The following is a 13,096-nucleotide window of genomic DNA, read 5'->3' as shown; positions in this document are numbered from 1 at the left end:
GGGGCGGCTTGTTGGCCTAAGCCGCGCAGCTGGTGAGACGATGGGACGGTGAACGATGCAGATAACACCCAAGTCTCCGCTTCCCAGCCCCTCGAAGAGCGCGTCAACAACCGCTCGCAGCGGCCCAGCTCCGATGCCTTCAAGGCGTTCATGGCCAGCAACTGGGCCCCGTCCCGGGAACAGCTGCCGGAACTCGACGCCGTGGCCGGCCACGCCGCCGCCCGCCGCCGGGCCATCTCAGAGTTGTTCAAAGGTGAACGCCTGGTCATCCCCGCCGGTCCGCTGAAGGTCCGCTCCAACGACTGCGACTACCGCTTCCGCCCCCACTCGGGCTTCGCCCACCTCACCGGCCTGGGCCTGGATCACGAGCCCGACGCCGTGCTGATCCTGGAGCCGGCCGACGAAGGCAAGGGCGACGACGGCGGACACCACCGCGCGACGCTGTACTTCCGCCCGCTGGCCGGCCGCGACACCGAGCAGTTCTACGCCGACTCCCGCTCAGGCGAGTTCTGGATCGGCGCCCGGCCGACCCTCGCCGAGTTCAAGGCCCAGCTGGGCCTGGAGACCGCCGACCTGGCCGAACTCGAGCTCGCCATCACCAAGAACGTCGGTGCCCCGGAAATCGGCGGCATCTCCATCCGGCTGGTGCGCAAGGTGGACGAGAACATTGATGCGCTCGTGGACACCGCCCGCTACAACACCGCCAAGGATCCGGAGAACCTGGACCTGGGCGTGCTGGACGCGCTCGACGAGAAGCTCAGCGAGGCCCTCTCCGAGCTGCGCCTGATCAAGGACGAATGGGAAGTCGAACAGATGAAGACCGCCGTGGCCGCCACGGTTGAAGGCTTCACCGAAGTGGTCAAGGCCCTGCCGCGGGCGCTCACCCACCGCCGCGGCGAACGCGTGGTCGAGGGCGCCTTCTTCGCCCGGGCCCGCGAGGAAGGCAACGAGCTCGGCTACGACACCATTGCCGCTTCGGGCAACAACGCCACCGTGCTGCACTGGACCCGCAACACGGGCAAGGTCAACGCCGGCGAGCTGCTGCTGCTGGACGCCGGCGTCGAGGCCGACTCCCTGTACACCGCGGACATCACCCGCACCCTGCCGGCCAACGGCACCTTCTCCGAGATCCAGCGCAAGGTCTACGAAGCCGTGCTCGACGCCGCCGACGCCGGCTTTGCCGCCGCGCAGCCCGGCACCAAGTTCCGCGACATCCACACCGCGGCCACCACCGTTCTGGCCGAACGCCTCGCCGAATGGGGCCTCCTGCCGGTGTCCGTCGAGGAAGCCATCAGCCCCGAGGGCCAGCAGCACCGCCGCTGGATGCCGCACGGCACCAGCCACCACCTGGGCCTGGACGTGCACGACTGCGCCCAGGCCAAGCGTGAACTGTACCTGGACGGGATCCTGGCCCCCGGCATGGTCTTCACGATCGAACCGGGACTGTACTTCAAGGAGGAGGACCTCGGCATTCCGGCGGAATACCGAGGAATCGGCGTCCGGATCGAGGACGACATCCTGATGACGGCGGACGGCCCGGTCAACCTGAGCGCGGCGCTGCCGCGGAAGGCCGACGACGTCGAGTCCTGGATGGCAGGCATCTACCAGGACGTTGAGGCGCAGCTGCCCTAGCAGCCGGGCAACAAGAAAGGGAGGGCCGCCGGTGATCCGGCGGCCCTCCCTTTCTTGTCCAGTGCCGTGCTTTGACTGCCTGGCGGCCTTAGCGCTGCTCGCCGTCCCGGCGGGGTCCGTCCGCGCTGGGTTCTCCCTGCCGGGGTTCGTTGGTGACCCGGACGCCGTACTGCGGCCGGCCGTCGGGCAGGTCCGGGTAGCTGACCCCGGAGGGGCGCACCGGCTCCTCCTCCGCGGCGGGCTCACCGGCGGCCGCCGGCTGGCCGGCGTCGGCGGTCCGCTGGCCATACGGGTCGCTCCAGCCCGCGGGACGCTGGGGCATCGGCCCCTGCCCCTGGTGGCCGGGCTGCTGCTGCTGCGGGCCCGGCTGTTGCGGACCGGACTGCCGCGGACCGGGCTGCTGCGGGCCGGGCTGGAACGGCTGGTGCTGGTGGTCGTGCTGCTGGTAGCCCGCGGCGGAGGCGTCATGCTGCGTCATCGGCAGCTGGTGCAGCAGGCGGCGCGCCTCATGGGCGGCCTCGAAGGCCACCACGACGTCGTAGTTCGTTGCGACCACCTGGCTGGTGGAGGTGAAGTCACGCTTGCCGCGCTGCATGGCGTACGTGACGATGCCGAACAGCATAAAGAAGGCCGCACCCATCAACACCGAGGTGACGATCGAGAAGTAGCCGCCCGACTCCGAGAAGAAGGAGAGCATGACCCCCACGAAGAGGCCGAACCACATGCCGCTCAGCGCGCCGGAGAGCGCCACGCGGGGGTAGGTGAGCCGGCCGGTGACGCGCTCCACCATCTTCAGGTCATTGCCGACGATCGAGACCAGCTGCACGGGGAACTGCTGGTCCGCCAGATAGTCCACCGCCTTCTGGGCGTCCAGGTAGGAGTTGTAGGAACCGACGGTGTCCCCCTTGGGAACAGCGCGGGACTCGTCCGCCCCGCCGGGAGCGCCGGCCTTTGGACCACCAAAAATGTTAGACATACGCCCATTCTCACCCATCCAGCTGGGCAGCGGCTGCAAATTCAGCTAAAAGAGAGCGGACTCGGTAGCCTGTAGGTGTGAGCACAACTCTTTCGCGGGTATTTGTCGCGCGCCTCCTCGGACTGGACGTCTTCGACCCCCTGGGCGACCGTCTGGGCCGGTTGCGCGACGTCGTCGTGCTCTCCCGCGGCAACCGGGGCGCCCCGCACGTGGTGGGCATCGTCGTCGAGGTCCCCGGCAAGAAGCGCGTCTTCGTGCCGATGACCCGGATCACCTCGATCGACCAGACCCAGGTCATCTGCACAGGGCTGGTGAACCTGCGCCGGTTCGAACAGCGCGGCGCGGAAACCCTCGTGGTCGCCGAGATGTTCGACCGCCGCGTGACCCTGGCCGACGGCAGCGGGGACGCCACCATCGAGGACATCGCGATGGACCGGCACCGCTCCGGCGACTGGTTTGTCAGCAAGCTCTTCGTCCGCCGCGGCCACTCCCTCTCGCCGCTGAGCAGGCTGCGCCGCAACGAAACCATGATCATCGACTGGGCAGACGCCCAGCAGGGCGCCCGCACCGAGCCCCAGGCCGCCACCCAGTTCGTCGCCACCCACGAGGACCTCAAGCCCGCCGACTTTGCCGAGGCGCTCCAGGAGATGAGCGACAAGCGCCGCTTCGAGGTCGCCAGCGAGCTCCAGGACGAACGCCTCGCCGACGTCCTGCAGGAAATGCCCGAGGGCGACCAGGTGGAAATCCTCTCCGCCCTCGACGTCGAACGCGCCGCCGACGTGCTGGAGGAGATGGACCCCGACGACGCCGCAGACCTCCTCGCCGAGCTCCCCAGCGCGCAGGCCGAGGAACTGCTGCAGCTGATGGAACCCGAAGGCGCCGAGGACGTGCGCCGCCTGCTCGAATACGACGAGGACACCGCCGGCGGCCTGATGACGCCCGTTCCGGTCATCCTGCCCCCGGAAGCGACCGTCGCCGAGGCCCTCGCCCACGTCCGGCGCGAGGAGCTCTCCCCCGCGCTGGCCTCGTCGATCTTCATCGCGCGCCCGCCGCTGGAGACGCCGACGGGGCGTTTCCTCGGCGTCGTGCACATCCAGCAGCTGCTGCGCTACCCGCCGCCGGAACCGCTGGGCAACCTGGTGGACAAGAACCTCGAACCGGTCTCTGACCAGGCCCACATCAGCGAGGTGGCGCGCACCCTGGCTACCTACAACCTGAACTCACTCCCCGTGGTCAACGAAGACGGCCGACTCGTCGGGGCGGTGACTGTTGATGACGTGCTTGATCATCTGTTGCCCGACGACTGGCGCGCCCACGATGACGACGCCCCGATAAGGAAACTTGGAGGCCGCATTGGCTGATATCAGCACACCACGGAACCCCAACGTCCGCCCGGGAGCCCGGACCACCGGCGGCCTTGATACCCCGCTGAGCGGCCGCGCCCGGATCCTGCCCAAGTTCTCCCCCAACCCGGATGCCTTCGGCCACGCCACCGAGGGCTTCGCCCGGTTCATGGGCACGCCGACGTTCCTGGTCTACATGACCGTGTTCTGCGTCTTCTGGCTGGTCTGGAACACTTTTGCGCCGAAGGAGTGGCAGTTCGACTCCCAGGCGCTCGGGTACACGCTGCTGACCCTGATGCTCTCCCTGCAGGCCTCCTACGCCGCACCGCTGCTGCTGCTGGCCCAGAACCGCCAGGACGACCGTGACCGCGTCTCGCTGGAGCAGGACCGCCAGCGTGCCGAACGCAACCTCTCCGACACCGAATACCTGACCCGGGAACTCGCCTCGCTGCGCATCGCCCTGCGCGAGGTCGCCACCCGCGACTACGTCCGGGCCGAGCTGCGCAGCCTCCTTGAGGACATGCTCGAAGCGCAGGAGGAACTGCGCACCCACGACCCCTCGGCCGGCGTACACGAGACCCCGCGGGACAAAGTCAAGGAAAAGCTCAAGGAACGCCGCGACAAACAGCGCAGCCCGCGTACCCAGCAGATCCCCCGCGTCAGGAGCGAGGCAACGCCGGACAAGCAGTCCGGTTCCGGTCCGGACGCCACCGGCGCGCCGGCGCACCGCACCTTCCCCGAAAGCTGAGCCAAGCCCGCAATGAGCACCCCGCAGGGATCAACCCCGGCATTCCCCCTGGACCAGGCCGTGCACGCCGCACTGGCCACCGTGATCGACCCGGAACTGCGCCGCCCCATCACCGAACTCGGCATGGTCGATTCCGTGGACATTTCCGGCTCCGGCCACGTACGGATAGCCGTGCTGCTCACCATTGCGGGCTGCCCGCTGCGCGGCACCATCACCGCGGACTGCGAGGCGGCCCTGGCCGCCGTGCCGGGCGTCACCGCCGTCGACGTCGAACTCAAGGTCATGTCCCAGGAACAGCGCGATGCGCTCAAGGAGCGGCTGCGCGGCCCGGGCGGTGCGCGCGGCATCCCGTTCAACGCGCCGGGCTCCCTGACCAAGGTCTACGCCGTGGCGAGCGGCAAGGGCGGGGTGGGGAAATCCTCGGTGACCGTGAACCTGGCCTGCGCCCTCGCGGCCCAGGGGCTGCGGGTGGGGATCGTGGACGCGGATGTGTACGGCTTCTCGGTCCCGGCGCTGATGGGCATCAGCCAGGCACCCACCCGGGTGGACGACATGATCCTGCCGCCGGTGGCCTACGGCGTCAAGGTCATCTCCATCGGCATGTTCGTCACGGGCAACCAGCCGGTGGCCTGGCGCGGGCCGATGCTGCACCGCGCCCTCGAGCAGTTCCTCACCGACGTCTACTTCGGCGACCTGGACGCCCTGTTCCTGGACTTGCCGCCGGGCACGGGCGACATCGCCATCTCGGTGGCCCAGCTGCTGCCCAAGGCGCAGATCCTGGTCGTGACCACTCCCCAGGCCGCGGCGGCCGACGTGGCCGAGCGGGCCGGGGCGATCGCGGTCCAGACCGGCCAGTCAGTGGCCGGCGTCGTGGAGAACATGTCCTATCTGGAAATGCCCGACGGCGGCAGGATGGAACTCTTCGGCAGCGGCGGAGGCGCCGTGCTCGCCGAGCGTCTGTCCGCCACCGTTGGCACCGACGTGCCGCTGCTGGGCCAGATTCCGCTCGACATCCTGCTCCGCGAAGGCGGAGACACCGGCGTTCCGCTTGTGCTTGGCCGGCCCGAAACTCCGGCAGCGCTGGCCCTGGCGGGCATAGCCGGCAGGCTGGCTGCCAGCCCGCGCGGGCTGAAAGGGATGTCGCTGGGCCTCCAGCCCCGCTGACACGGGCCGCACCGGGCCCGCCGGACGTCCTGTTTAGGTTGCCTCGGAGTCGAACGGCGCAGCCTCGCCCTCCGGCAGCCGCTCAACGACCCGGGCCGGCCGGCGCTCTTCGGCGGTGGCGACGGCGGCGGGCGCACCGGCGCTCACGGGCTTGGTGTCGTCCTCCAGGAGGGCTTCCTTGATGATCCGGCGGGGGTCGTACTGCCGGGGGTCGTACTTCTTCCAGTCCACATCGTCGATGTCGATGCCGACTTCTTCCTTGATCTGCTCGCGGGCGCCGGAGGCCATCCGCCGGACTTCCTTGACGATGTTGGCCAGCTTCTGCGTGTATTCGGGCAGCCTGCTGGGTCCGATCACCAAAAGGCCGATGATCAGCAGAAGTATGAACTCCGGTCCGTTGATTCCAAGCACCCTAGGAAGATTACCCTCTCAGTCCTGTGCGCGACGATTCCAGAAAACGCTGCCCGGGCCTGGCTGACGGACCCCGTTACGGCGCGGCGCCATGGTGTGCGTCATCGTGCCAGCAGCTCCACAATCCGTTCCAGGCCCCGCTCAAGGCGGGCCGGGACTCCCTCGGCGCCGTGCGACGTCGGGGCCTTAACGGGATGGGGATGCACCAGGGCGCCCACGCCGTCGTCCGCCTGCTCCGCCGGGAGCTCGGAGATATACGTGAAGGTGGCCGTGGACGTCCGGTAGATGGCGCGGAAGGGCGCCTCTTTGTTGATCCAGAGCGAGCCGGCCGGGGCGGCGGGGCCAACCGCCGCGGCGGCGTCCAGCCGGGCGGCAACGAAGCCGTCCTCGGTGGCCGGATGCCCGGTCAGCACGTTCACCGGCGGCCCGGCGGCGGGCTGTGCTGGGCCAGGCTGTGCTGGGCCAGCCGCCCCGGGGGTCGGCCGCACAGTGCCGGCCGTGCCGTGCTGGTCGGCGGAGACGTCCGCGTGTTGTTCCAGGACCGTCGCAAAGTGCCGGCCGTCGGTGAGGCGAAGCTCCAGGAGTTTTGAGCCGTCGGCGACCCCGCCGCGGGCCCAGACGAGGTGGTAGCCCAGCTCCCGCAGTTCCGGGCAGGTCCAGCCACGGGCACGCAGTGCGGAGAGCTGTTCGGCGCTCAGCGAGCCGGCCGGCGTGCCGTCCGGCTCGCCGCTGAGCTTCCACGCGGCCGCCGAGATGCTCTCGGAAGACAGCGCCGGGCCGGACGGACCCGACCCGGGAAAGGCCGAGGTGAACGCCTCGTCGGCGGGCAGCGCCGTATCGCTGCCCATGAGGTAGGCGGCGCCGCCCATCAGGACGGCGGTGGCAGCCACGCCGCCGGCGATCTGGACAGCGAGCCGCAGCGGCCGCCCCTGCTGTGGCGGCGTCCGCCGCGGCGCAACCGAGGTCGGACCGGGCGCGGGAGCCGCCTCCGCATCCTGCTGCCCGGCGGCCAGGACGCCGGTGCGGGCCAGCAGGCGGGCGGTCAGGTCTTCGCTTGCGGCGGGCACAGCGGCACCGCGCAGCCGTTCGAGGTATTGGCGTTCGCGCTGCAGCCGGGCACGGCACGCGGTGCACCGCTCAAGGTGTTTCCGGCGCCGCTCCTGGGCCCTGCCGGTGAGCGGCTGTGCGCCCGTCCGGACCCGGCCCGGTTTCCGGCCGAAATACGTGCACGTGAGGCCCGCGAGGAAGTGTTTCAGCTGACCCATTGCCTGGTTCAGAGGAGGCCGGCGATGCGGGGCATCTTGAGCCGGGGCTTCAGTGACTGCTTTGCGGCCGGCTGCGGCCTGGGGTCGCGGTGGGCGAGCTTCTCGCGGAGCATCGTCCGGCCGCGGTGGATCCGGGACCGGACGGTGCCGAGTTTGACGTCCAGGGCCACGGCAACCTCGTCATAGGACAGGCCCTCAAGGTCGCAAAGCACCACGGCGGCGCGGAAATCCGGCGGGAGCTCCTCGAGGGCGGCCTGCACGTCCAGATCGAGGTTGTTGAATTCAAAGCTCTGCTCCGGACCGGGCTCGCGGCCGGGAATGCGCGACTCGGCGTCCTCGGCCAGCGCATCGAAGCGGATCCGGCTCTTACGCCGGGCCTGGTCGAGGAAGAGGTTGGTGGTGATGCGGTGCAGCCAGCCGTCGAGCGTACCGGGCTTAAAGTTGTCCAGCGAGCGGAAGACCCGGACGAAGACTTCCTGGGTGAGGTCCTCGGCGTCGTACTTGTTGCCCGTGAGCCGATACGCCAGGCGGTAGACCTTGGCGGAGTGGTTGGTCACCACCTCTTCCCACGTCGGCCTGACCCATTCGGCCTCGGCCGTGGGCTGGGACTCGTCAGTTACCGGGACAGCTGCCACAACCGACATTGTCCACTCCCCTCGCGGATGGTGCTTACGCCTGGATGGCACTTGCTGCTGCAAGCCCCTACACCCCTAGATTCGGCGCCGATCACCACGCGGATGAGCGGATATCCATCATTTCAAAATAAGCTGGGAATTTCCTGACGTGGCCGGTTCTTCCGCCCACGGCGGAACGCAGAAGACCGCGCAGGACACAGTACGCTGTATGAAACACTCCCCTCCTGCCCGGAAAGCGATACCCATGAGCGCCGATAAGTCCACGAGCTGGTCCTACGCAGAAGATCTGCCTGCCGAGGATGAGGTCTTGTTGCACGCGCGCGAACGGTCTTTCGAACTGGGCGTCACCCCGATCGGGCCCGGCGTCGGCGCCGTCCTGACCGTACTCGCAGCCGCCTCCAAGGCTCAGACCGCGGTGGAAATCGGCACCGGGGCCGGCGTTTCCGGCGTCTGCATCCTGCGGGGCCTGGGGCCGCAGGCGGTGCTGACGACGATCGACGTCGACGTCGAACACCTCCGCGCCGCGCGGGAGTCCTTCCAGGAGGCCGGGAGCCCCGCCAACCGCACGCGCACCATTTCCGGCCGTGCCGGCGACGTGCTGCCGCGTCTGACCGACGGCGCCTATGACCTGGTGTTCATCGACGCGGACAAGCCCAACTACCCCAGCTACGTGGAGCAGGCCGTCCGGCTGCTCAAGTCCGGCGGCCTGCTGATCGTCAACGACGCCCTGGACAAGGACCGCGTCTCCAACCCCGCGGCCCGCGAGGCAACCACCGTCGTCCTGCGCCAGGTCGGAAAATCCATCCGCGACGACGACCGCCTCGCCTCAGCCATGCTGCCCACCGGCGACGGTTTGCTGGTGGCGGTCAAGAAATAGCCCGGGCTGCCGGAAAGGGGCCCGCTGCCAACCGGCTGCGGGCCCCTTTTCCTGTGACGATAAGGCTATTCGGTAACGCCGACCAGGCATTCCTTAAGATTTGTCGCTTCGGCAGCGTTGAGTTCGACCACAAGCCGTCCTCCGCCTTCGAGCGGAACCCGCATGATCAGGCTGCGGCCCTCTTTGGTCACTTCCATAGGGCCGTCGCCGGTGCGTGGTTTCATAGCCGCCATGAGGAATATCCCCTCCAGTAGTCCCGTGACTTACCAGCCCGGCCGGGCTGTGTCCGCTTGGTCAAACAAGACGCCTGGCGGCCGTGATGGCAGCCGCCGTGGCTCAACACTCAGTTTTCCTTTGCTTACGGCCCATTATCCCGTAATTACGCGCTTGTAGCTAATCGATGGACTTTTTATGCTCCTTGGGAATGTCGCGCTTACGGCAGGAAAACGTGTTCGGCGTCACGGCGGATAGTCGCCGCCGCCGGGCAATTGGGCCCACGCCCAAAGCCACACGATCCAGACGATTTGCAGCAGAATAAACATGACAACAACCGTCGCGCGGTAGGCGCGGGAGCGGGAAACGAGTGCCGCGCCGAGGGCCAGCGGGAAGAGCGGCAGCAGCATCCGGAAGGTGCTGGTCTGCGGGTGCAGGAACACCAGCAGATAACCCACGTAACAAACGCACCACAGCCGCAGCTCCGTGCCCAGCGCCGCCACGGGACGGGACATCATGAGCAGGACAAAGGCGGCCACGAAGACGAACGGCGCCAGCAGCCCCAGGACGGGTCCGAAGAGCTGGACGCCGGTGTCGAACCAGGGTTTGAAGGGCACCAGGTCATGCCCGCGCCACACCGTTTCGGTCTTGGTGTAGGCCTGGACGTCGCCCGTGACGGCCCACGCAAACGCGGGCCACAACAGCGCCCCCAGACCGCTGACGGCGGCAAGGCCGGCCAGCGACCACAGCTCCCCGGGGCTATGGGTCCCGGCGGCGGGCGGCCCGGCGGCGGAGGTCCCGGCGGCGGGCATCCCCAGGTCGGGGCTGTGCACCGCACCGGTCCGGGGCCGCCCGCGGACCGTCGCGACGAGGCTCGGGTACACGCGGTACAGGAACAGCAGCCCGACCATCGCGGCGAACGGCACGCCGGTTGGCCGCGACAGGCACATCAGCAGCACCACCGGCATGGCCCAGAGGTAGCGCCGGCGCAGGACGAGCAGCAGCGCCGCGGCCAGCAGCAGGAGATTCAGGGACTCCGCGTAGGGAACCTGCAGCACCGGGGAGACGGGGAAGGTGGAGAAGAACACCGTGCCCCAGAGCGCCGTGCGGTGGGTGGCCTTGTGCCGGAATAGCCGGTAGACCACGAGGGCCGCCGCCAGTCCGGAGAGCATGGCGATGACGGTAAGCGCGGCGGCGGGCGCGATTCCAGCCAGCCCGGCGAGGGTCCGGCCCAGCAGCGGGAAGAGCGGGTAGAAGGCCCATGTGTTTTCCTGCACCGCGCCGGCGTCGTCGGTCGGCAGTTGGGCGGGATAGCCGTTCCGCAGGGCCTCGCCGTACCAGCGGGCATCCCAGATGTTGATGAAGTTCCAGTAGTCGGGCTTCGCCGGAAACCACGGGTTCACGCCCTGGTGCAGGGCGGCCGCCATGAAGATGCAGGCGCTGACCAGCCGCGCGGCAAGGTAGATGCCGCCGACCTGAAGCCACCACGGCCAGCGGGCGGCGCGCGTGCCGGCGGCCGCAATCCGGCTCCACACGGCGGAGTTCAGGCCCTCCTGAGCCACCGGGGTCACGGGGCCGGGTCCGGCGCAGGGTCCGGGTGCCGTTCCGGTGCCCCTTCCGGCAGCGGGTGTTCCAGCGGGGGTAGTTCCGGCGTCGTTGCCTCACGCTCCGTGCGGAGCCGGGCGATTTCGCGGTCCTTCCGGGCGATCTGGTCCCGCAGCTCGTCGAGGACCTGGTCCACCTGGTCCATCCTGTAGCCGCGCAGCCCGACGCCGAACCTGATCCGGTCGACGTCGGCCGGGTCCGCGTCGGCGGGCAGCAGCACGGCCGGCAGCGAGGCCACCGGCTCGTCGAAGCCGTCGTTGAAGGGCTGTTCGCCGGCGCCGCGGCGGAAGATCCGCGGCACCAGGTCGGTGCCGACGAGGATGGCGACGGCGGCCAGCACGATCGCCACGAAAACCAGGAAGAAACTCACAGCTCCATCGTGCCAGACCCGGCCGTGCGGGCTGCTCAGGCCCGCGGGCCGTTAGCCGCGCCGTAGCTGCCGTTTCCAGTGCCGTTGGTCCCATTACTGGGGCTGGTTCCGTTCGGGTTGCGGTGGCGGGCGGCGCCTTCGACGATGAGTTCGACGGCGAGCGCCGGGTCGTCAACTACCTGCACCAGGTCGAGGTCTTCCTCCGCCATCATGCCCTCGGCGACCAGGGTGGTCTGGATCCAGTCCAGCATCGGGCTCCAGAAGGCGGTCCCGATCAGCACGATCGGGAAGGAAGTCACCTTCCGGGTCTGGACCAGGACCATGGCCTCGAATAGCTCATCCAGGGTGCCGAGGCCGCCGGGAAGGACAATGAAACCCTGGGCGTACTTCACGAACATGGTCTTGCGCGCAAAGAAATAGCGGAAGTTGATGCCCAGGTCCACCCACTGGTTCATGCCCTGCTCGAAGGGCAGTTCGATCCCCAGGCCTACCGACACCCCGTTGCCCTGGACCGCGCCCTTGTTGGCCGCTTCCATGGACCCGGGACCGCCCCCGGTGATCACGGCCAGGCCGGCTTCGGCCAGTTTGCGGCCCACGTCGACGGCCAGCTCATAGTTGAGGCTGCCCGGCAGCGTCCGGGCGGAGCCGAACACGCTGACCGCCGGGCCAAGGTCCGCGAGGGCGCCGAAACCTTCCACGAATTCGCTCTGGATCCGCAGCACACGCCACGGGTCGGTGTGCACAAACTGTCCGGGGCCCTTGGTGTCCAGCAGCGTCTGGTCCGACATCGTGACCCTGGCAGCCTTGCGGCGCAGCTCCAACGGGCCCTTGTGCCGGATGCCGTTCGCCTGCGGGGCGTCCCGCCGCCCGGCCCCGGCGTTCGGTGCGGGGTTCTGCTCTGGCGTGGGCTGCTGCTCGGTACTCATGCCCATAGGCTAGCGCGGATCGGAAGGCCCGGCGCCGCGGCGCGGCGGGGCGCCGGGAGGGTGTGGTACGACCCTGACCTGCGGATATCTCTTGGGTCACGATGTTGACCAACTCCGAGTGATTGGGGTCATAATCCGCTAATGTTCGCTAGATTCTTCTTATGACTACTCAAGTGCCCGGCGATGCCCTCGTCTCCCTAAATGCCGTCAACAAGCATTACGGCCAGTTGCACGTCCTCAAGGACATCAATCTGAACGTCCGCAAGGGAGAGGTCGTTGTTGTCATCGGCCCCTCGGGCTCCGGCAAGTCAACGCTCTGCCGCGCCATCAACCGCCTCGAGACCATCGACGACGGCGTCATCACGATCGACGGCAAGGAACTTCCCGCCGAGGGCAAGGAACTCGCAAAGCTGCGCGCCGACGTCGGGATGGTCTTCCAGTCCTTCAACCTGTTCGCGCACAAAACGATCCTGGAAAACGTCACGCTCGGCCCGATCAAGGTCAAGGGGGTGTCCAAGGCCGAGGCCGACAAGGACGCCATGGCTCTGCTGGAGCGCGTCGGCGTCGGACACCAGGCACCGAAGCTGCCGGCCCAGCTCTCCGGCGGCCAGCAGCAGCGCGTGGCCATCGCCCGCGCCCTGGCCATGAAGCCGAAGGTGATGCTCTTCGACGAGCCCACCTCCGCGCTGGACCCGGAAATGATCAACGAAGTCCTCGACGTCATGATCCAGCTGGCCAAGGAAGGCATGACGATGATCGTGGTGACCCACGAGATGGGCTTCGCCCGCAAGGCAGCCGACCGCGTGGTCTTCATGGCCGACGGCCAGATCGTCGAGGACGCGACGCCCGAGGAGTTCTTCACCAATCCCAAGAGCGATCGGGCCAAAGACTTCCTGTCCAAGCTCCTGACCCACTGAGCCGGCAAGGCTCC

Annotated in this window: 14 protein-coding genes; 6 read left to right on the top strand and 8 right to left on the bottom strand. The window is 68.5% G+C overall.

Annotation, left to right across the window (positions count from 1 at the left end; all coding sequences use genetic code 11):
* Positions 1-48 precede the first annotated feature (48 nt).
* The gene (locus AB4Y91_RS03745; RefSeq protein ID WP_441417186.1) at positions 49-1,632 is read left to right on the top strand and encodes an aminopeptidase P family protein; all 1,584 of its coding nucleotides are present in this window, start codon (positions 49-51) and stop codon (positions 1,630-1,632) included.
* Between the two features lie 88 nt (positions 1,633-1,720).
* On the opposite strand, the gene AB4Y91_RS03740 is transcribed toward AB4Y91_RS03745, so the two are convergent.
* Positions 1,721-2,608 carry a general stress protein gene (locus tag AB4Y91_RS03740; RefSeq protein ID WP_441417185.1) on the bottom strand — a complete coding sequence of 296 codons (888 nt, stop codon included), beginning with the start codon at positions 2,606-2,608 and terminating at the stop codon, positions 1,721-1,723.
* Positions 2,609-2,685: 77 nt separating this feature from the next.
* Between AB4Y91_RS03740 and AB4Y91_RS03735 the strand changes: the two genes are divergently transcribed.
* From AB4Y91_RS03735 to AB4Y91_RS03725, 3 genes are read left to right on the top strand one after another with little or no spacing between them, the layout of a single operon-like run.
* Entirely contained in the window at positions 2,686-3,969 is a 1,284-nt protein-coding gene (locus AB4Y91_RS03735; RefSeq protein ID WP_441417184.1) for a magnesium transporter MgtE N-terminal domain-containing protein, read from the top strand.
* Positions 3,950-4,699, top strand: coding sequence for a DUF1003 domain-containing protein (locus AB4Y91_RS03730; RefSeq protein WP_441417183.1), 750 nt, complete (start codon positions 3,950-3,952; stop codon positions 4,697-4,699). Before AB4Y91_RS03735 ends, AB4Y91_RS03730 begins: the two co-directional genes overlap by 20 nt.
* A 12-nt stretch (positions 4,700-4,711) precedes the next feature.
* Positions 4,712-5,863, top strand: a complete 1,152-nt coding sequence (locus AB4Y91_RS03725; protein WP_441417182.1) for an Mrp/NBP35 family ATP-binding protein — start codon at positions 4,712-4,714, stop codon at positions 5,861-5,863.
* 33 nt (positions 5,864-5,896) lie between these two features.
* On the opposite strand, the gene AB4Y91_RS03720 is transcribed toward AB4Y91_RS03725, so the two are convergent.
* From AB4Y91_RS03720 to sigE, 3 genes are all read right to left on the bottom strand, one after another.
* A complete protein-coding gene (locus AB4Y91_RS03720) occupies positions 5,897-6,274 on the bottom strand; it encodes a twin-arginine translocase TatA/TatE family subunit (RefSeq protein WP_441417181.1) in 378 nt (125 codons plus the stop codon).
* 101 nt (positions 6,275-6,375) lie between these two features.
* Positions 6,376-7,539 carry an anti-sigma factor family protein gene (locus AB4Y91_RS03715; RefSeq protein WP_441417180.1) on the bottom strand — a complete coding sequence of 388 codons (1,164 nt, stop codon included), beginning with the start codon at positions 7,537-7,539 and terminating at the stop codon, positions 6,376-6,378.
* A gap of 8 nt (positions 7,540-7,547) precedes the next feature.
* The gene (gene sigE, locus AB4Y91_RS03710; RefSeq protein WP_175321762.1) at positions 7,548-8,183 is read right to left on the bottom strand and encodes an RNA polymerase sigma factor SigE; all 636 of its coding nucleotides are present in this window, start codon (positions 8,181-8,183) and stop codon (positions 7,548-7,550) included.
* A gap of 235 nt (positions 8,184-8,418) precedes the next feature.
* On the opposite strand from sigE, the gene AB4Y91_RS03705 reads away from it, so the two are divergent.
* Positions 8,419-9,051, top strand: a complete 633-nt coding sequence (locus tag AB4Y91_RS03705; RefSeq protein WP_441417179.1) for an O-methyltransferase — start codon at positions 8,419-8,421, stop codon at positions 9,049-9,051.
* 65 nt (positions 9,052-9,116) lie between these two features.
* Here AB4Y91_RS03705 and AB4Y91_RS03700 read toward each other — a convergent pair whose 3' ends face one another.
* The 4 genes from AB4Y91_RS03700 to AB4Y91_RS03685 form a co-directional block, all read right to left on the bottom strand.
* Positions 9,117-9,284, bottom strand: a complete 168-nt coding sequence (locus AB4Y91_RS03700; protein WP_079550332.1) for a DUF3117 domain-containing protein — start codon at positions 9,282-9,284, stop codon at positions 9,117-9,119.
* 225 nt (positions 9,285-9,509) lie between these two features.
* Positions 9,510-10,826 carry a hypothetical protein gene (locus tag AB4Y91_RS03695; RefSeq protein ID WP_441417840.1) on the bottom strand — a complete coding sequence of 439 codons (1,317 nt, stop codon included), beginning with the start codon at positions 10,824-10,826 and terminating at the stop codon, positions 9,510-9,512.
* A gap of 5 nt (positions 10,827-10,831) precedes the next feature.
* Complete coding sequence (locus AB4Y91_RS03690) at positions 10,832-11,239, bottom strand: DivIVA domain-containing protein (RefSeq protein WP_441417178.1); 408 nt, start codon at positions 11,237-11,239, stop codon at positions 10,832-10,834.
* A gap of 35 nt (positions 11,240-11,274) precedes the next feature.
* Positions 11,275-12,165 (bottom strand): TIGR00730 family Rossman fold protein, encoded by an 891-nt coding sequence (locus AB4Y91_RS03685; protein ID WP_441417177.1) that lies wholly within the window; start codon positions 12,163-12,165, stop codon positions 11,275-11,277.
* A gap of 161 nt (positions 12,166-12,326) precedes the next feature.
* Between AB4Y91_RS03685 and AB4Y91_RS03680 the strand changes: the two genes are divergently transcribed.
* Positions 12,327-13,082, top strand: coding sequence for an amino acid ABC transporter ATP-binding protein (locus tag AB4Y91_RS03680; RefSeq protein WP_441417176.1), 756 nt, complete (start codon positions 12,327-12,329; stop codon positions 13,080-13,082).
* Positions 13,083-13,096: the final 14 nt, after the last annotated feature.

Source organism: Arthrobacter sp. YAF16 (genome assembly GCF_052113385.1).
GTDB lineage: Bacteria > Actinomycetota > Actinomycetes > Actinomycetales > Micrococcaceae > Arthrobacter.
The sequence above is the reverse complement of the archived record's forward strand: the minus strand, read 5'-3'. Positions and strand labels throughout refer to the sequence as shown.

Coding starts and splice junctions, on each gene's coding strand:
- AB4Y91_RS03705 (WP_441417179.1), top strand. CDS start 8,419: ATGAGCGCCGATAAGTCCACGAGCTGGTCCTACGCAGAAGATCTGCCT.
- AB4Y91_RS03725 (WP_441417182.1), top strand. CDS start 4,712: ATGAGCACCCCGCAGGGATCAACCCCGGCATTCCCCCTGGACCAGGCC.
- AB4Y91_RS03715 (WP_441417180.1), bottom strand. CDS start 7,539: ATGGGTCAGCTGAAACACTTCCTCGCGGGCCTCACGTGCACGTATTTC.
- AB4Y91_RS03740 (WP_441417185.1), bottom strand. CDS start 2,608: ATGTCTAACATTTTTGGTGGTCCAAAGGCCGGCGCTCCCGGCGGGGCG.
- AB4Y91_RS03700 (WP_079550332.1), bottom strand. CDS start 9,284: ATGGCGGCTATGAAACCACGCACCGGCGACGGCCCTATGGAAGTGACC.
- AB4Y91_RS03685 (WP_441417177.1), bottom strand. CDS start 12,165: ATGAGTACCGAGCAGCAGCCCACGCCAGAGCAGAACCCCGCACCGAAC.
- AB4Y91_RS03680 (WP_441417176.1), top strand. CDS start 12,327: ATGACTACTCAAGTGCCCGGCGATGCCCTCGTCTCCCTAAATGCCGTC.
- sigE (WP_175321762.1), bottom strand. CDS start 8,183: ATGTCGGTTGTGGCAGCTGTCCCGGTAACTGACGAGTCCCAGCCCACG.